The sequence below is a fragment of the Aestuariibius insulae genome, assembly GCF_040783535.2.
GTDB lineage: Bacteria > Pseudomonadota > Alphaproteobacteria > Rhodobacterales > Rhodobacteraceae > Aestuariibius > Aestuariibius insulae.
Genome location: NZ_JBFONW020000004.1, coordinates 65528 through 82903 on the forward strand (window position 1 = coordinate 65528; position 17376 = coordinate 82903).

Annotated in this window: 18 protein-coding genes; 7 read left to right on the forward strand and 11 right to left on the reverse strand. The window is 66.4% G+C overall.

From position 1 onward, the window contains the following. The first annotated feature begins 76 nt into the window (after positions 1-76). Positions 77-895 carry an FAD binding domain-containing protein gene (locus AAD018_RS11870; RefSeq protein ID WP_367314299.1) on the forward strand — a complete coding sequence of 273 codons (819 nt, stop codon included), beginning with the start codon at positions 77-79 and terminating at the stop codon, positions 893-895. Between the two features lie 53 nt (positions 896-948). Here AAD018_RS11870 and AAD018_RS11875 read toward each other — a convergent pair whose 3' ends face one another. Continuing rightward, positions 949-1836 carry an FAD:protein FMN transferase gene (locus tag AAD018_RS11875; RefSeq protein ID WP_367314300.1) on the reverse strand — a complete coding sequence of 296 codons (888 nt, stop codon included), beginning with the start codon at positions 1834-1836 and terminating at the stop codon, positions 949-951. After that, positions 1833-3935, reverse strand: coding sequence for a 4Fe-4S binding protein (locus tag AAD018_RS11880; protein ID WP_367314301.1), 2103 nt, complete (start codon positions 3933-3935; stop codon positions 1833-1835). The genes AAD018_RS11875 and AAD018_RS11880 overlap by 4 nt, the downstream gene beginning before the upstream one ends. A gap of 108 nt (positions 3936-4043) precedes the next feature. Between AAD018_RS11880 and AAD018_RS11885 the strand changes: the two genes are divergently transcribed. Then, complete coding sequence (locus tag AAD018_RS11885) at positions 4044-4817, forward strand: ABC transporter permease (protein ID WP_367314302.1); 774 nt, start codon at positions 4044-4046, stop codon at positions 4815-4817. 181 nt (positions 4818-4998) lie between these two features. On the opposite strand, the gene AAD018_RS11890 is transcribed toward AAD018_RS11885, so the two are convergent. From AAD018_RS11890 to AAD018_RS11910, 5 genes are all read right to left on the reverse strand, one after another. Then, on the reverse strand, positions 4999-6096 hold the full coding sequence (locus AAD018_RS11890) for a rhodanese-like domain-containing protein (protein ID WP_367314303.1): 1098 nt from the start codon (positions 6094-6096) through the stop codon (positions 4999-5001). Positions 6097-6269: 173 nt separating this feature from the next. Next, positions 6270-7505, reverse strand: a complete 1236-nt coding sequence (locus AAD018_RS11895) for an aspartate kinase (protein ID WP_367314304.1) — start codon at positions 7503-7505, stop codon at positions 6270-6272. A gap of 207 nt (positions 7506-7712) precedes the next feature. Then, positions 7713-8357 carry an SDR family NAD(P)-dependent oxidoreductase gene (locus AAD018_RS11900; protein WP_367314305.1) on the reverse strand — a complete coding sequence of 215 codons (645 nt, stop codon included), beginning with the start codon at positions 8355-8357 and terminating at the stop codon, positions 7713-7715. Between the two features lie 63 nt (positions 8358-8420). Further along, complete coding sequence (locus tag AAD018_RS11905; RefSeq protein WP_367314306.1) at positions 8421-8813, reverse strand: DUF1178 family protein; 393 nt, start codon at positions 8811-8813, stop codon at positions 8421-8423. A gap of 58 nt (positions 8814-8871) precedes the next feature. Continuing rightward, positions 8872-9339: an NUDIX hydrolase gene (locus tag AAD018_RS11910; RefSeq protein ID WP_367315183.1), complete on the reverse strand. Its 468-nt coding sequence runs from the start codon at positions 9337-9339 to the stop codon at positions 8872-8874. Between the two features lie 109 nt (positions 9340-9448). On the opposite strand from AAD018_RS11910, the gene AAD018_RS11915 reads away from it, so the two are divergent. Then, positions 9449-10612, forward strand: a complete 1164-nt coding sequence (locus AAD018_RS11915) for an arginase family protein (protein WP_367314307.1) — start codon at positions 9449-9451, stop codon at positions 10610-10612. On the opposite strand, the gene AAD018_RS11920 is transcribed toward AAD018_RS11915, so the two are convergent. After that, positions 10558-11787, reverse strand: a complete 1230-nt coding sequence (locus tag AAD018_RS11920) for a 3-deoxy-D-manno-octulosonic acid transferase (protein WP_367314308.1) — start codon at positions 11785-11787, stop codon at positions 10558-10560. The genes AAD018_RS11915 and AAD018_RS11920 overlap by 55 nt on opposite strands. Before the next feature lie 93 nt (positions 11788-11880). Here AAD018_RS11920 and modA point away from each other — a divergent pair, with 93 nt between their 5' ends. The 3 genes from modA to modC are packed head-to-tail and all read left to right on the forward strand — an operon-like array spanning position 11881 to position 14350. Then, a complete protein-coding gene (gene modA / locus AAD018_RS11925; RefSeq protein ID WP_367314309.1) occupies positions 11881-12609 on the forward strand; it encodes a molybdate ABC transporter substrate-binding protein in 729 nt (242 codons plus the stop codon). Beyond that, on the forward strand, positions 12609-13310 hold the full coding sequence (modB, locus tag AAD018_RS11930) for a molybdate ABC transporter permease subunit (protein ID WP_367314310.1): 702 nt from the start codon (positions 12609-12611) through the stop codon (positions 13308-13310). The genes modA and modB overlap by 1 nt, the downstream gene beginning before the upstream one ends. Next, on the forward strand, positions 13307-14350 hold the full coding sequence (gene modC / locus AAD018_RS11935) for a molybdenum ABC transporter ATP-binding protein (RefSeq protein WP_367314311.1): 1044 nt from the start codon (positions 13307-13309) through the stop codon (positions 14348-14350). Before modB ends, modC begins: the two co-directional genes overlap by 4 nt. Here the strand turns inward: modC and AAD018_RS11940 are convergent. The 3 genes from AAD018_RS11940 to hemP form a co-directional block, all read right to left on the reverse strand. Further along, positions 14347-15258, reverse strand: a complete 912-nt coding sequence (locus AAD018_RS11940; RefSeq protein ID WP_367314312.1) for a LysR family transcriptional regulator — start codon at positions 15256-15258, stop codon at positions 14347-14349. The genes modC and AAD018_RS11940 overlap by 4 nt on opposite strands. A 110-nt stretch (positions 15259-15368) precedes the next feature. Further along, a complete protein-coding gene (locus tag AAD018_RS11945; protein WP_367314313.1) occupies positions 15369-15821 on the reverse strand; it encodes a hypothetical protein in 453 nt (150 codons plus the stop codon). Next, positions 15818-15994, reverse strand: a complete 177-nt coding sequence (hemP, locus tag AAD018_RS11950; protein WP_367314314.1) for a hemin uptake protein HemP — start codon at positions 15992-15994, stop codon at positions 15818-15820. The genes AAD018_RS11945 and hemP overlap by 4 nt, the downstream gene beginning before the upstream one ends. Before the next feature lie 285 nt (positions 15995-16279). Here hemP and AAD018_RS11955 point away from each other — a divergent pair, with 285 nt between their 5' ends. Then, the gene (locus AAD018_RS11955; RefSeq protein ID WP_367314315.1) at positions 16280-17374 is read left to right on the forward strand and encodes an efflux RND transporter periplasmic adaptor subunit; all 1095 of its coding nucleotides are present in this window, start codon (positions 16280-16282) and stop codon (positions 17372-17374) included. Positions 17375-17376: the final 2 nt, after the last annotated feature.

Genomic DNA, 17376 nt, shown 5'->3' on the forward strand with positions numbered 1-17376 from the left:
GTGGTGGCCGCCGCTTGCATATTTAGGACAAGATGAAGGAAGGGCCGCGCGCCCGACCTTCGATGGGAGAGCGAAGATGTATGCATTCGAGATGGAGAGACCCGAGACGATTGCCGATGCGGTTGCTGCGCTGAAGGACGAGGACGCGCAGGCGCTGGGCGGTGGGCAGACGCTGATCCCGACGCTGAAGCAGCGGCTTGCCATGCCCTCCAAGCTGGTATCGCTGCACGGGATCGCGCAGATGAAGGGCGTCTGCACCGACGATGAAGGCCGCATCTATATCGGCGGGGCGACAACGCATCAGGAAGTGTCGGAGAGCGCGAGTAGCTATCCGGCGCTGGCCTGGTTAGCCAGCCGGATCGGGGACCCTGCAGTGCGTAACCGGGGGACGATCGGCGGCTCGCTGGCCAATAACGATCCGTCGGCCTGTTATCCGGCGGCGGCCCTGGGATCGGGCGCTGTGATCGTGACCGATAGCCGCGAGATCGCGGCGGACGACTATTTTCAGGGGATGTTCACGACGGCGCTGAACGAGGGCGAGATCATCACCGAGGTCAAGTTCCCGGTGCCGTCCCACGCCGCCTATCAGAAGTTCATCCAGCCCGCCTCGCGGTTCCCGCTTGTTGCTGTTTTCGTTGCGAAATTCGATGACGAGGTGCGCGTGGCCATCACGGGAGCGTCCGAGGAGGGTGTCTTTCGCTGGGGCGAGGCCGAGAGCGCCCTGTCGGGGAATTTCGCGCCAGAGGCGGTCGACGGGCTGACGGTCGATCCGTCGGGCATGATCGGCGATCTGCATGGCACCAAGGAGTATCGCGCGCATCTGGTTGGCGTGATGACCAAGAGGGCCTTGAAGGCGGCGGCTGCGGGTGAGACGGGGGCAACCTCGGCGCACTGATGGTCGAGGGTCTTTGCGAAGGGCGTCCTGATGGGCGCCCTTTTGCTGTCCCATCAAAGGGTTCGGACGTCTCCTCCGGGATCGACCAGCAGGATGCGCCGGACGCCTGAGATGCCTTTAATGCGACGGATGCGAGGCAGGTCCGCGAGGCAGAGCGCGGTCGAGAGCCCGTCGGCGAGGGTGGCGCTGGTCGCCTCGACCGAAACGGTGGACCAGCGGAGTGGCTGGTTTGGACCCTTTGGGTGAAGGATATGGCCGCGACCGGCGAGCGGTGTGGCCATCGGGCTTGATGTGGCGATCGCGGTATTGCGGAGCGTGACAGTGCCCACGCGGTCCGCTGCGGGGTCCTCGAGGGCGAGGCGGCGGGGTGCGCCGATGGCCGACTGCTCTCCGATATCGACGAAGGCGTCGGTCAGGCCATGGTTCTTGAGGACCTCGACGACACGGTCGGTGATGTAGCCTTGGGCGATGCCATTGAGGGTGATCTGTTGACCGTTGAAGAGCCGGACGCCCCCGGCGTCTAAGCGTTGGACATGGGTCCAGCCGACGAACCCCCATTCGCTCCTCAGATCGCTTCGGGCCAGGGCGGCCCATGGCCCTTGGATCGTTGGATCGAAGAGGCCGCCGGTCTGGGCGTGGATCCGGTCGATCTGTTTGAAAAGGTGAAGAAACTCCGGCGGGGCGGCGTCGATGGCGCCGTCGCGGTTTAGCCGGGAGAGGACGGAGTCCGGGTCGTAGAGGCTGAAATAGCTCTCGAGCTTGCGGATCTCGGTGAGGGCGGCGTCGAGGGCGGGGCGGGCGATCTCCTCGGGGCCGTCGAGGGTAAGGGTTGCCTCCGCGCCGAGGGCGATGCCCGACCAGCGGACGGCGGCGGTAGCGCGGGCGGGGGAGGCCAGTCCGGCGGCTGCGCTGATGGCGATGAAGCGGCGGCGGGAGATCATTTGGCGGGCACTCCGACGGCGTTTGGATGGCCCGAGAGGCTGCGGCCCTTGCCGTCGAGGATGAGCGGTACGCAGCGGTCCGCGTCGTCGTGGATCGCGACGCAATCGAGGCAGGCAAAGCATTCGGAATACTGGATCTTTCCGGATTTTCCAATCGCGCCGTATTGGCATTTGACCCGGCACAGCTGGCATGGAGAGCCGCATTCGGCGCGGCGGGCGATCCAGTCGCGGCCGCGCAGCAGACCGCCGAGCGCGAAGAGCGCGCCGAGAGGGCAGACATAGCGACAAAAGCCCTTGAAGAGGGTCATCGAAAGCACGAGCCAGAAGACGGCGTAGGCGACGTAATACCATTCCCGCAGGAAAAGCGTGGTGATGGCGGTTTTGAACGGTTCGACTTCGGCGGCCTTGTCGATGTGTTGGGGCGCGATGACCGCGATGGCGATGAGGCCGAAAAGAACGAGGTATTTCAGATATTTGAGCCGTGCATCCCAGAGGGCGTTGGGTTCGATTTGCGGGATTCGCAGGAGGCGCCCGAGATAAGCCGCGAATTCCTGGAGCGCTCCGAACGGGCAGAGCCAGCCGCAAAAGAGCCCGCGGCCCCAAGCGATCAGGCCCGCGATGGAGACGATCCATATCAGGAGCGAGAAGGGATCGTAGAGAAGAAAGGCGAAGCTGCCGCCCTGAAGCGCGGCGTTGAGGGCGCCGAGCGGGGTGACGATGGAGAGCTGGCCCTGACCCCACCAGCCGATGAAGACGGTCACGATGGCGAGGGTCCCGAGGCGGATCGGGGTCAGGCGGGCCCCTGCCGCGAGCTTGCGGTCCGCGAAGGCGAGCGCGCCGACGAGAAGGGTCAGACCGGCGGCGAGCAGGGCCAGATCGGTCGAGCGGTTCTGCAGCGCGTCGAGCCAGGGCGGGTTCGGCCGGACGACTTCGGGCCGGGTAAAGAACCGCTCCGGCGTCGAGTGGGTGGCGGCGAGCGTGACCGATCCGATCTCGGGCTGGAACATGCCGTGTTCGCGAATCGCCTCGATCTGGAGGGTCCAGTCCGAGGCGGGATCGAATCCCAGACGGCGATCCGTCCGGAGAATCATCGCGACACCATCATGAAGATCGTCCGGAACCGTTTCGTGGAGGTTAACGAGCAGATCGGCGTCACGGAGTGCGATGGGAAAGCCGCCCTGTTCGGCCGAGATCCAGTCGGGCGAGGTGTTGCGGACGAATTCCTCGGAGACGAGGCCGTGGCGGGCGGTTTCGATCAAAAGGATCGGCTCATCGGTTTCGGAAATCTGCTGAAACCGCTCAAGATCGGCGAGGGAGCGGTCGCTCAGGACGGCCCGCGCGATGGAGGGCGGGCCGAGATCGACGATCCAGAGGTCGAGATAGGGCGCGTCCGGATCGGAGCGCGCCTCGGGGTCGTCGTGGGACCAGAGGGTGCCGGCGAATTCGGCTTCGATTTCGCCGTTGGTGACGGTCTTGCGGGTCACGAGGCCCTGGGCGATCAGGTCCTCCCAGGTGAGGTCCTCCTCGTGGGTCAGGTCCGGCGCGGCAGGCGGGCCGGTGGCGATGCCGGACATCTTCTCTCGGGCGACCTGAAGGGCTGCGGCGAGCACGCTTTCATGGGCGATGCGGACGGAGGCCGTCGCCTTGGTCACGCCGTCGAGATAGACCAGAGCGCTGCCGGAGGTGGCGTCTCCGTAGGGGGTGCCGACGACGAGGCTGTCAGAGATGGAATGGCCGCGATATTGCTCGAAAAAGGCATAAAACGGGGCCTCGCCTAGGCCGGAGACGAAGATGGGCTCGTTGTGTTCGATCAGTTTCACGTCGAGGAAGCGGCCGTCGAGATCGAGGACAACGAGGACGTTGATCGGGCTGCCGGAGAAGCCGGGCAGGGGGGCCATCGGTTCGGTTTCGAAGACGTACCCTGCCGGGGCGCCGCCGGAATTGAGTAGCTCGTAGACGCCGTCTTCGGTCACGGGCTCGCCCAGTGACATGGGCGGGACGATCAGGCTCGCGATTTGCTCGCGCGGAAGCGGCTCGGCCAGGGCGAGGCTGGCGAGCAGGATGCCCCAGACGGCGATCAGGGCGCGAAGTCCTCCCATACAAGGCAGATTAGGAAGGGCGGGCGCGCGGCCCAATGGGACCATTGTCTAGGAGGATTGGCGGATCGGGCGTGGCAGGATCGGCCTTATGAACAAGGCCGATCCCTCTTGAGCCGGACGCAGCCTGGGGCGGGCGTCATCGCAGTGTCGCTGGCGGCGCTGGTCGGGGTCTGGGCGCTGGCTGCGATCTGGGCGGATCCCGATGTGTTGCCTGCGCCCTGGGAGGTCTGGCGGATCGGGGTTGCGGAGTGGCGGTCGGGGGAGTTGCCGCTGCATCTGACGGCGACCGCGCTTCGGGTGGCGGCGGCGTTCACGCTCGCCATGGGGATCGGATTGCTGCTGGGATTGCTGCTTGGGTCGAGCGACCGGGCGAACCGGTGGTTCGGGCCGTGGGTGGTTGTGCTGCTAAATATCCCTGCTCTGGTCGTGATCGTCCTTTGCTATTTGTGGATTGGTCTCAATGAGTTGGCAGCCATCACGGCGGTCGCGCTGAACAAGACGGCGATGGTCGCGGTGACGATCCGGGAGGGGGTTTGGGCGCTGGATCGGCGGGTTTCGGATATGGCGCGGGTCTACCGGATGAGCCGGCTGGCGCGGTTGAGACATGTGGTTTTGCCGCAGCTTTGGCCGTTCATCGCCTCTTCGATGCGCAACGGGCTGGCGATCATCTGGAAGATCGTTCTGGTGGTCGAGTTTCTGGGCCGCTCGAACGGGGTCGGATTTCAGATTCACCTTTACTTTCAATTATTTGAGGTCGGTTACGTAATGGCCTATGCGCTGAGTTTCGTGATCCTGATGCTGGCGCTGGAATACGGGCTGCTGCAGGTCTGGGAGCGGCGTGTGGTGCGCTGGCGCGAACTTGGCGGAGCGAGTGGAGCCTAGGGGTTAACGGCGCCGTTTGCCGGACATCGGCGGTTCGGTATCCGGTCGGTATCACGTCGGTATTTGGTCGGTGCTTTTGACGGAGGGTGCCGCGTTAATGCAGCGCACGCTGCCTTTGTTGCGCAACGTTGGAGACAATCCTGTTGGTTGCTCCGTCACTGGGGCGCTTTTGGAAAGGGTCCTAGTTCAGCGACGGAACGACCAGTTCGAGACCGGCGGCGAGCCAGCCCTTCGTGCTTTCGGGATAGAGTTTCACGTTCTCGATCCCGGTCAGCTCGGAGGCGTAGAACCAGGTGAGCGCGCCGAGCTCTCCGGTGTTGCAGAAGGTGACGACCGGTTGGGCTTCCCAGAGGACCGATTGCGCCTTGAGGTGGGTCAGCATCTCGAGCTCGGGCATCTCCGCGCCCATGAGCCGGTAGAAGCCGGGGGCGGGCATGCTAGCGGCGCCGGGCAGGGTGGAAGGCACGCTTTGGCCTTGGTCGTTGCGCTTGGCGAACATGCCGGAGGGGCGCCCGTCGAGGAGGTGGCCGCGGGTATGGCCCGCGCCGATATCCTCGACATCGGCGAGCGAGGCGTACCAGCGGTCCGACATGGTCAGCGCGATCTCGTAGGGTTCGGGCGCAGCGGGCATGTCCGCGAGTGGCAGCTTTGCTGCGGCCCAGGCGGCGTGGCCGCCTTCGAGAATGGCGATCCGGGGCGCGCCGACGGATTTGAGGAGCCAGTAGACATAGGCGGCGCGGCCCATATCGAAGGGATCGGCCTTGGTGTGGATCAGAACGATGGGCCGGTCGAGGCGCAGGCCGGTCTCTCCGATCAATGTGCTGAGCTGGGCATCGGTGGGCGGGCGGCCTGGATTGTCCTTGGCGCCGCGCCAGCGGGAATAGGGGACGGGCAGCGCGCCGGGGATCACGCCGGAGGCCGCGGCTTTGGCGGATCTCAGATCGACGATCTGAATGGCGGGATCGGTTTTGAGATCCGCGAGGCCCGCGGGCGACAGGAGCGCGGACCAGTCCGGCGGAGCGGCGGCGGCAGGGGTGTCGCCGGAGGCGCCGCATGGCAGGGATAGGGTCATGCCGATTTCGATCACGTTGGGATCGGGGCCGATCAGCGCCTTGTTCAGGTCATAAATGACGCTGTAGGCAGCGCTGTCGTTCAGCCTGTCCTGCGCGATTTTGCCGAGCGTTTCGCCGGATTTTATCTGGTGGATCTGGCCGCATCCCTGAGCGGCGGTGGCGGCAAGACCTAAACCCAGAACACTTGCCAGGATGCCGTAAAACATGGCGTCCTCCCTCATAAAAATACATCTACACAGTCCCGTGCCGCGCACTCTCCCCAAGCGCGTGGACGGCTAATGCAATGACGTAAGGGCAAGTCGCGCCGCGAGTCCAGCGTTAAGACCTGCGACAAAAGTGGGACATATTTGCGACGAAAATCGTCAGGTATTCGAGAGGATCACGCCTTTTCGAGCTCGAACGCGTCGTGCAGCGCCTGGACGGCGAGCTCCATGTATTTGCGGTCGATCAGAACCGAGATCTTGATCTCGGAGGTGGTGATGACTTTGATATTCACGCCCTCCTCGCGGAGCGCCGAGAACATTTTGGAGGCGACGCCCGCATGGGAGCGCATGCCGATGCCGACGACCGAGACCTTGGCGACATCGGTATCGGCGACAAGATCGTGGTAGTTGATCGCGCCGTCCTGCTGGGCCTTGGCCATCGCGGCTTCGGCGCGGGGCACGTCGGAGACCGGGCAGGAGAAGGTCATGTCGGTGCGGCCGTCCTCGGAGATGTTCTGGACGATCATGTCGACATTGACGCCTGCTTCGGCGAGGGGGCCGAAGATGGCGGCGGCGATCCCCGGGCGGTCGGCGACCGAGATCAGGGTCATTTTGGCCTCGTCGCGGGAATAGGCGACACCGGAGACGACGTTGGATTCCATGATGTCCTCCTCGGCACAGACGAGCGTGCCGGCGTTTTCGTTGTTATCCTCGAAGCTGGAAAGCACGCGCAGGCGCACATTGTAGCGCATCGCGAGTTCGACCGAGCGGGTCTGGAGCACCTTTGCGCCGAGGGAGGCCAGCTCCAGCATTTCCTCGAAGGCGATGCGGTCGAGCTTGCGGGCCTTGGAGCTGATGCGCGGATCGGTCGTGTAGACGCCGTCCACATCGGTGTAGATATCGCAGCGCTCGGCCCCGAAGGCGGCGGCGAAGGCGACGGCGGTCGTGTCCGAGCCGCCACGGCCCAGCGTGGTGATGCGACCTTCGGGGGAGATGCCCTGAAAGCCCGCGACGACGGCGACCTTCATGCCGGTCTTGAACTTGGCGGCGATGTTGTCCGTCGGGATCTCTTCGATCCGGGCGGAGCTGTGGGCCGAGGTGGTTTTGAGCGGGACCTGCCAGCCGGTCCAGGAGCGGGCGGGGATATCCATCTCCTGCAAGGTAAGCGCCATCAGACCGGCGGTCACCTGCTCGCCCGAGGAGACGACGGCGTCGTATTCGCGGGCGTCGAAGAGGGGCGATGTCTCTTCGACCCAGCCGACAAGCTCGTTGGTCTTTCCGGACATGGCCGAGACGATGACGATGACGTCATAGCCGTTCGCCACCTCGCGGCCGATGCGCTTGGCCGCCCGGCGGATCCGGTCGAGATTGGCGACGGAGGTGCCGCCGAATTTCATCACGAGGGTGGGCATGGGGGTCCTTTGGATGCGCGCCGAGGCGGCAATATGCAAAGCGGGGCGGGAGGGCAAGAGCCGGAGCTGGGCGACTGCGCGCCCCGGGGGGCGCGACACCCGCCCGGCCCGGCCTTCGCGGGCGCGGGGATGGGTATGGTTTTTGAAGGGGTCAGCCGCTCGGGGCGCTGCCCCGGACCCCGAGGTATTTAAGGCAAGATGAGGAGGTCAGTACGGGTGGGCTGTGCCGTCCCAGGTTTCGAAAATGCCGGTCGTGTCGGGGGAAAGGTCGGCGAAGCGTTGGGCGAGGCCGGTTGCGCTTTGTTCGGGGGAGATGGCGGCGTGATCGCCGCCCATATCGGTGCGGACCCAGCCGGGGTGGTAGATGCCGACGGAGACGCCTTTCGGTTTGAGGTCGGTCGCGAGATTGCGGCCGAGATTGAGGACGGCGGCCTTGGAGGCGCGGTAGATGTAGCTGCCGCCCGGCGCCTGGGTGTCGGAGGCCATCTGGGAGGAGAGGATGGCGATCTTGCCTTGTGCCGCTGTGAGTTGCGGCAGGAGGGTCTGGATCAGGCCGAAGATGCCGGTGACGTTTGTGGCGAAGGTCTCTTCCCACATCTCGGGCGGGTAGCCGTCCGCGAGGCTCTCGGATTTGTCGGGGTAGATCCCGGCATTGCAGACGAGGAGATCGAGGGTATCCGGCAGGGTGGGCGCCAGGGCGGCGATCGAGGCGGGGTCGGACTGGTCGAGCTGGCGCCAGTCGTCGCCGTCCGGGGTGCCGCGGGTGGTACCGATGACGGTGTAATCGAGGGCGAGGGCGGTCTTAAGGGCGGCGCCGATGCCGCGATTGGCGCCGGTGATGAGAGCGTGCATGGGGGACCTCCGAGACTGTCTGGCCTCAGGACGTAACGCGGGGGCGGCCCGGGTCGAGTGCGGTCAGTTCACCTTGCGGGTGGGCGTGAAGGGCAGGGGAGCGACGGGGATGCCGTCGTCGATCAGGGCCTTGGCCTCGGCCGGTTTGGCCTCGCCGTAGATCGGGCGGTCCGGGGCGGTGCCGTCCTGCATGGCGCGCGCCTCGGAGGCGAAGTCGGGGCCGAAATAGTCGCAATTGCTTTCCACATGGGATTTGAACGCGGCGAGTGCCTTGGCGGGATCGATCTTGACCCCGCCGCCGATCTTGGGGGCCATGAGGGTTTTCTCCACGGAGGTCGAGCCGCAGTCGAGGCAGGTCAGGCGGCCTGCGGCGCGCAGGTCCTCGTAGGCGTCCGAGGATTGGAACCAGCTTTCGAAGCTGTGTCCCTGATCGCATTTGAGAGTGTACTTGATCATGCCGGGTCTTTCGCGTGCTGCGAGATATCTAGCCTTCCGGCGGGCGCGCGCACAGGGGTCAGGGCGCGAGTGACGCAGGGTCGAAGCGGCGCAGGATCTCGGCAAGGCCCGGCTCGTCCACACGCTCTGCCGCTTTTTCGGGGGTGAACCATTTGCGGCGGCGTTCGTCCTTTTCCGGCCAGTTGTTCAGGACGGTCTTAACCTTGATCGGGTAGACCAGCGCCAGATAGGGCTGGCGTTTGTCGTGGTGCTTGCGGGTGTCGAAGACGCCAAGGCAGATGTCGTAGCTGCGCCCGCGCAGGCCAGCCTCCTCGTAGGCTTCGATGGCGGCGGCGCCGGCGGGGGTGCGGCCATGCATCGGCCAGCCCTTGGGCAGGATCCAGCGCTTGGACGTGCGGCTGGTGACGAGGCAGATCTGGACCTCGCCTTTCTTGACGCGCCAGCAGAGCGCCGCGAACTGGGTGCGCACGCTGCGCTTGGAGACGCCCGAGAGCGAGAGCTTTCGGGGCTTGTTCAAGGGACGCATCATGGTCATCGGTCTGAGGCGGTCTAGCCTTTGTTGGTGGACTCGAAGCCTCTTGTTAGCGGTTTCAAGGCCTTATTGCAAAGTTCAGCCCGTAAAGGATCTCTCAACCGTGACTAAAAAGTGGTTAACGGAGCCGGTCTTTATCGGGCACGAGATTTACCGGCATTCCAGTTATGGGGGCTGGCATCCGCTGCGGATCCCGCGCGTGTCGACTGTGATCGATCTGGCGCGGGCGCTGGACTGGCTGCCGGACCGGCAGTACCGGACGTCGCCTCGGGCGCGGGTGGCGGCGCTGACGGAGTGGCATGCGCCCGATTATGTCGCCGCTGTCGCGCGGGCAGAGGCGGCGGGGGCGGTGTCGGACGAGGAGCGGGAGCGGTATGGGCTGGGAACCCCCTCCAACCCGGTTTATCCGGAGATGTTCCGGCGGCCCGCGACGGCGGTGGGCGGGTCGATCCTGGCCGGAGCGCTGCTGGAAGGCGGCGGGATCGTGCATCATCCGGCGGGTGGTACGCATCACGGGCTGCCGGGGCGGGCGAACGGGTTCTGCTATTTCAACGATCCGGTCTTTGCGGTGCTGTCGCTGCGCGCGCATGGCGTGCGGCGTGTCGCTTATGTAGATATCGATGCGCATCATCCCGATGGAGTGGAGGTGGCGTTCGGCGGCGATCCGGATGTGCTGATGCTCTCGGTCCACGAGGCGAGGCGGTGGCCGCGCACGGGCGGGCTGGAGGTGCGGGGGGCCGGGCAGGTGTGGAACCTGCCGGTGCCGCGCGGGCTCAACGACAGCGAGATGGCGGTGATCCGGGAGGATCTGATCGGGCCGGTGGTGGAGGCTTTTGCGCCCGAGGCGATCGTGCTGCAATGCGGATCGGATGCGGTCGAGGAGGATCCGCAGTCGCGGCTGAGCCTGTCGAACCGGGCGCATTGGGCGATTGTGGAGCGGCTGCTTCCGATGACGCCGCGCTTTCTGGCGCTGGGCGGGGGCGGGTATAATCCGTGGTCGGTCGGGCGGCTTTGGACCGGGATCTGGGGGGTGCTGAACGGGCAGGCGCCGCCGGAGCGGTTGCCCGATGAGGCTGAAGCTGTGTTGCGGCGTTTGAGCTGGGACCATGACCGGCGGGGGCGCAATCCGCCGGAGTATTGGTTCACAACGCTGGCGGATGCGCCGCGCGACGGGTCGGTTCGGCACGAGATCGGGGCGCGGATTGCGGAGCTTTACCGGGGCAGGAGCGGGTCGAGCCGGGCGAGAAGCGCGTCGAGATCGGTCTGAGAGGCGAGGGCGGCTTGCGCCTTGGCGGGCATATCGGAGCCATTCAGATGGGAAAGGATGGCCTTGGCGATCTGGTCCGGGGTTTCGGCGAGGGCTGCGCCGCCGGTGGTATCGAGCGCCTCGTAAGCGGCGCGGAAGTTGTCGAGATGGGGCCCGTAAAGGATTGCGGTGCCGTAGGCGGCAGGCTCGAACGGGGTGTGGCCGCCTTTGTCCACGAGCGAGCCGCCGATGAAAGTGACGGCGGCAAGGCGATACCAAAGCGGCATCTCTCCCATCGTGTCGGCGAGGTAGATATCGGCGGTCGGGGCCTCGCCCAAGGAGCGGCGGGCGAGGGTGAGGCCGCGTTCGGTGATCAGGCGGGCGATGTCATCGGCGCGGCGGGGATGGCGGGGGGCGAGGATGGCCTTGAGAGCCGGTTGCTGTTCGCGGGCGAGGAGAAAGGCGTCGAGGAGGGGGGCGTCTTCGCCGTCATGGGTGGAGGCGAAGAGGATGGTGTTGGATCTGGGGAAGGCGGTTTGCAGGTCGAAGGGCAGGGGGTCGGTGTTCGGGGTGTAGAGCGCCTTGAGGTCGATCTGCGGCGCGATGGCGGCCTCGGGGACGCCGAGGGTGCGGAAGCGGCGCTCGGCCTCGGCGCTTTGGGCAGAGAGGAGGGTGATGGGCTCGAGGGCGGCTTTGGCGAGGCTGGGTAGGCGGGACCAGCCGCGGGCGCTGCGCTCGGACATGCGGGCGGCGATCAGGGCTGTGGGGATGTCGCGCGCTGCACAGGTGGTCAGGCGGTTCGGCCAAAGCTCGTTTTCGAGGGTCAGGAACGCGGTGACGTTTTGGCGGCGGAGGGCGCGGCGGGTGAGCCAGCGCAGATCGAGCGGCGCGAGCGTCGCGGTGGTTCGGGGGAGCTGCCAGCCCTGCGCCAGGTCGCGGCCAGTGACGGTGTTCGCGGTGATCCAGAGGCGGTGCCGCGGATGCCGCTCGAGCAGGGCCTCGATGAGGGGACGGGCGGAGATCAGCTCTCCGTTGCTGGCGCCGTGGAGCCAGAGGGTGGGGCCATCCTCGCGCGGCGGGCCGGTGAGGCGGGCACGGAGGGCTGCGGCATCCTCTCGCCCGGTGAGCCGCCGCCAGAGGAAAAGCCCCGCAAGGAGCGGCGCGAGCAGGGTAATGAGCAGGCGGTAGAAACGCATGGGAGCCTTGATGTGGGATAGTCCGCCGATAGGACGGTGCGGGCGCTGGTGCAAGGCTTGCAAGTCGGAAGGGGCGCGGTCAGTCTTCGCCCCATGATCCGGGCTTTGGTTCTTTTCGTATGTCTGGCCGCGCCTGCGGGGGCGGAAACCGTGCGGGTTTTCGCGGCGGCGAGCCTGAAAGGGCCGCTTGACCGGGCGGTCGAGGCTTGGGCCGAAGCGACGGGTCACGAGGCGCAGGTGGCTTATGGCGGCTCGGCGACCATCGCGCGGCAGATCGACCAGGGCGCGCCTGCGGATCTGGTTCTGCTGGCGAGCCCACTTTGGGCGGATTGGCTGGCGGAGCGGGGATTTGCGGGAGCGGAGGCCCCGGTGGCGTATCTGTCGAACAGGCTGGTGCTGATCGCGCCGGAGCCGGGAGCTCTGGATCTGACGGCGGAGGCTGTGGAGGCGCGGCTCGGGGACGGGCGGCTGGCGATGGGGATGAGTAAGGTCGTGCCGGCGGGGATTTACGGGCGCGCGTCGCTGGAGGCTTTGGGACTGTGGGACGGCGTGGCCGAGCGGCTGGCCGAGATGGACAATGTGCGCGCGGCGTTGGCGCTGGTGGCCTTGGGAGAGGCGCCGCTGGGGCTGGTCTACCGGACCGATGCGGAGGCGGACGGGGATGTCTTTGTCGTCGCCGATCTGCCGGAGGAGAGCCATCCGGCGATCCTTTATCCTCTGGCGCTTTTGAGCGAGGCCAAGCCCGCGCGGGCGCTTTATGATTACCTGCAACGCCCGGAGGGCCGGGCGGCCTTTCTCGCGGCCGGATTTCTGGAGCCCTGATGGACCTCGACCAGCTGGGACCCGCCGAATGGGAGGCGGTGCGGCTGTCGCTGCGCGTGTCGCTGGTGGCGACGCTGGTCAGCTTGCCGCTCGGGGTTTTCGTGGCCTATGCGCTGGCGCGCTGGCGGTTCCCGGGTCATGCGCTGCTGAACGGGCTGGTGCATCTGCCGCTGGTGCTGCCGCCGGTGGTGACGGGCTATCTGCTGCTGGTTCTGCTGGGGCGGCGGGGCGCGCTGGGCGCGTGGCTGGAGGAGACGTTCGGGCTGGTGATTGCGTTCCGCTGGACGGGAGCTGCGATTGCCGCCGGAGTAATGGCTTTTCCGCTTTTGGTGCGCGCGGTGCGACTGGCCATCGAAGCGGTCGATCCGGGGCTGGAGGATGCGGCGGCGACGCTCGGTGCGTCGCGTGTGCGGGTGTTCCTGACGGTGACGTTGCCGCTGATCTGGCCGGGACTGCTGGCGGGGGCGGTGCTGGCCTTCGCCAAGGCGATGGGAGAGTTCGGCGCGACGATTACCTTCGTGGCCGCGATCCCCGGAGAGACGCTGACCATCCCGTCCGCGATCTACACGGCGCTGCAGGTGCCGGGCCGGGAGGATGCGGTGCTGGCGCTGGTCGGGATCTCCATCGCGGTGGCGATGGCGGCGGTTCTGCTGTCGGAGGCGCTGGCGCGCCGGGCGGCGCGGCGGATCGCGGGCACATGACGCTGTCGGTCTGCATCACGCATGATTTCGGGGCCGCCCAGCTGGATCTGGGCTTTGAGGCGCCGGGCGGAGTGACGGCCTTGTATGGGCCGTCCGGCGCTGGAAAGACCAGCGTTGTCAATGCGGTGGCGGGGCTTCTTAAGCCGGATGCCGGGCGGATTGCTTTGGGAGGTGACGTGCTGGTCGACACGGAGGCCGGGGTCTTCGTGCCGGTCCATAAGCGCCGGATGGGCTATGTGTTTCAGGACGGGCGGCTGTTCCCGCATCTGACGGTGGCGCGCAATCTGGCCTATGGGCGGAGTGGTGCCTCGCCGGACAAGGTTGTGGATCTGCTGGATTTGGGCGGGCTTTTGACGCGCTATCCAGCGCGGTTGTCCGGCGGCGAGAAGCAGCGGGTCGCCATCGGGCGGGCGCTGTTGAGTGACCCCCGGATGCTGCTCATGGATGAGCCGCTGGCGTCGCTTGATCCGGGGCGCAAGGCGGAAATCCTGCCTTACCTCGACCGGCTTGTGGCGGAGACCAAGCTGCCGGTGATCTATGTCAGCCACGCCGCCGAGGAGGTTCTGCGCCTGGCGACGACGCTGGTTTTGATCGAGGGCGGGCGCGTTCTTGAGGCCGGTCCCGTGGCCGAGATGGCGGGTCATCCGGCGATTGCGGGAGCCGTGCCGGAGGCGCCGGTGGGCACCGTGATTGAGGGGGTGATCGGTGCGAAGCAGGCGGATGGCCTGACCGAGGTCACGGCGGCGGGCGGGCGGCTTTATCTGAGCGATGCGCCGGGTACGCCGGGAGAGCGGGTCGCGCTGGGGATCGGGGCCGAAGAGATCACGCTGGCCGCCGAGCTGCCTGCGGCCTTGGGCGCGCTGAATGTGCTGGATGTGACGGTCGATGCGATGCGTCTGTCCGGGCAGACGGTGACGATCGGGTTGCGCGCGGGGCCGGACCGGCTGACCGCGCGGCTTGCCCGGCGGGCAGCGCTGCAGCTGGAGTTGCGACCGGGGCAACGCCTGAAGGCCATCGTCCGGCCGGTCCTGCGCGGCTAGCCCTTCGTCGAATAGGGATCGGTGGCGGTGTTCAGCCTGAGATGGCGCATGAAGGCGCGCGCGACGCGGGGAACGGGGCGCGCATCGGAGACCGCGAAATAGATCTGATAGCGGATTGGGGAGTCGAACGGCACGAAGGCCAGATCCTCTGCGCGGTAATTATAGAGCGGGAACGGATTGATGACCGCGATCCCAAGCCCGTCCTTGGCCAGATCCGCGGCGGCAAAGGAGGTCGAGACCTCGGCCACGAGATGCGGCGCCGCATGGGCCTGCTGCAGCAGGCGGTCGAGATGGCCGCGCCGCGCATGGCGGTGGGTCAGGGCGATGAGATCCTGCCGGTGAAGGTCCCTCGGTTCGACCCTGTCGCGCTCGGCGAGCGGGTGGCCGCGCGACATCACGCAGACCGCTTCGGATTTGCGGTAGGGGATGAGCTTGACCCCCGCGCGGGTCGCCTCGGTTCCGGTGACGCCGAGATCGAACCGGTCATCGAGAATGCCACGCGTGACCTCGTCGGACGTATTCACCTCGAAGCTGACAAAGAAGGTCGGGTTCGTCTTGAGGAACGTGCCGACCTGCGAGACGAGAAAGCGATGCGCGTAGGTGGGCGGCGCGATCAGGCGCAGCGTTTCCTGCACCGGTTCGGGCGGGCCGTCGATCCGGTCGAGCGCGTCGAAGAGCGGGTCGAGCCTGCGGTTCAGGCGGACGGCCTCTTGCGTGGGGCGCAGGCGCCCGCCGTCGCGTTCGAAGAGCGTGCCGCCGACGCGGTCCTCCAGATTGGCGATGGAGCGGCTGATCGCCGATTGCGACAGACCCAGCTGACGCGCGGCTCCGGTCGTCGTGCCGGCCTGCATCAGTGCACGAAGCGCCTGATATTCAGGGATCGAATGCCATTTCTTGGGTCTGCCCATGGCGCTGGATACTTCTATTGTGACCCCGAGTAAAATACGTAGGCCAGCGCAAGATCGCCGATCCGATCACGGATTGACACACGGGTTTGGGTCGCAATGGCGTTGGGCTGTCAGTGGAGCCGTGCCGGTCTGACATGCGGCTTAAGGCATTTCATATAGCGGCCGAGACCGGCGGCGAGAATGGCCATCTGTTCCGCGCGCGCGCCGGTCACAAGCTCTGCCGCGATGCGTGTGGCATCCTCGTGCAGATGGTGCCCTGCCAAGGCGACGAGCCGCGCGAAAAGCGCCTCGTCGGAGCCTATGCATTGGCAGCCGCTTTGCTGGCGCTTGAGCGGACGGCGGGCATTGTCGCCCACCAGCGTGATGACGGCATCGAGAAGGCCCACCGCCTCTTCGGTTTCGGCGGCGCCGAGCGCGGTGCGGTAGTCGAGCCGGACCATGTCCTGGCCGCTTGGACCATCGCTCCACCAGCGCAGATGCGCCACGACGCGGGCCTGGAACGGATCGAGCCGTTCCAGGACGGGTCTTGCCTCCTGCGATGGACGAGGCGCGTAATGTTTCATTTCGTGAGGATCAACTTGCCAGCTTTGGTGATGCGCAGGACGTAGGTCTTTTCGTCCAGCTGGATCGTCGTCTGCACGCCGTCGGCGATGAGGTCGCGCGCATTATAGGTGCCCGTGGACGCCTGGGTCGCCGGTTTGGGAGCGGGGGCTGTCGGGATCTTCTGGATGAGCATGGCATATCTCCGGATGAAAAGGAGATCCGGGGCTAGGGGAGGCTTGGCTAGGGATCGATGGCATTGTTGAGTGAATCAGTCGGGTTTGTCAATTTGCAATGGGCGGGGCTGCCGATTTCCGCTTGGTTGTTGCCAGTGTCAGGAGATGGCAGGAGGGTGGCGCGCTCTGTCAGTATTGAGAATTCACCTGTGTTTTTCGGGTTGATCCTGGATTGCCTATACTACTTTAACGCGGGTGTTCATGGTTATCGAAGCGCGATCCACCGCGCTTGAGGGAGACCGCCCATGCCTCGGTTTAAGCTTTTTCGATGCTGCCTTTTGGGAGCGATTTGCGTTCTGGGGGCCAGCGTTCTGGCGCAGGACGAGGGCGGAGATGTCGGATCGTCCGGCGTGGCGCTGCCTGTTCCGGCGGTGAAGCTTGTCGATGCAGCGCCGTCCGAGGCGTCGGCGGAGCGGAGCTTTTTCGGGCGGATCGCGGCCCGGGAGACGGTCGATCTGAGTTTCGAGGTCGGCGGGCTTTTGGTGGAGTTCCCGGTCGTGGAAGGCGAGACGGTCGAGGAGGGGGCGCTGCTGGCGCATTTGGAATACGGGCCGTTCGAGCGGGCCGTCGAGGAGGCGGAGCTGGCGCTGGCGCAGGCGGAGCGCGATTACGAGAGGGCCTCGCAACTGGCCGAGCAGAACGTCGCGAGCCAGGTGCAGGCCGACGACACGCGCACGGCGCGGGATCTGTCGCGGGTGGCGTTGCGCAATGCGCGGGAAGCGCTGTCCGATGCCACGCTGGAGGCGCCATTCGCAGCGCTCGTCGCGTCGCGACTGACGGCGCAGTATTCCAACGTGCAGGCGGGTCTGCCGATCGTGCGGCTTCATGACATGTCTGAGATCCGGGTCGAGATCGATGTGCCCGAGCGGCTGTTCCAGCGCGCAACAGGGCCGGATTCGGTGAGGTTTCACGGGCTTTTGCCACAGGTCGAGGGACCTATCCCGCTAGAGCTGGTGGAGTTCGATGCGCAGACCGGATCGGTTGGGCAGACGTTTCTGGTGACACTGCGCCTGCCCGAGCTGAACATTCCGACGCTGATCCCGGGCGCGACGATGACAGTGATCGCGAGCACGGACATCGACGCAGGGGCGGGGATACCTTTGCCCGCGACGGCGTTGCTGCCGGGGGCGGACCGGGCGGCGCGGGTGATGATCTACGAGCCTGAGGGCGAGACCGGCGGAACGGTGCGCGCGCAGGAGGTGCAGGTCACCTCGATCTCGGGGACGGACCTGACCGTGAGCGGGCTGCCCGACGGCGCGCAGATCGTGGCGACGGGCGGGCATCTGCTGAACGAAGGGCAGCGCGTGCGGCCCTATACCGGCCTGTCGGTCGAGGAGTAGGG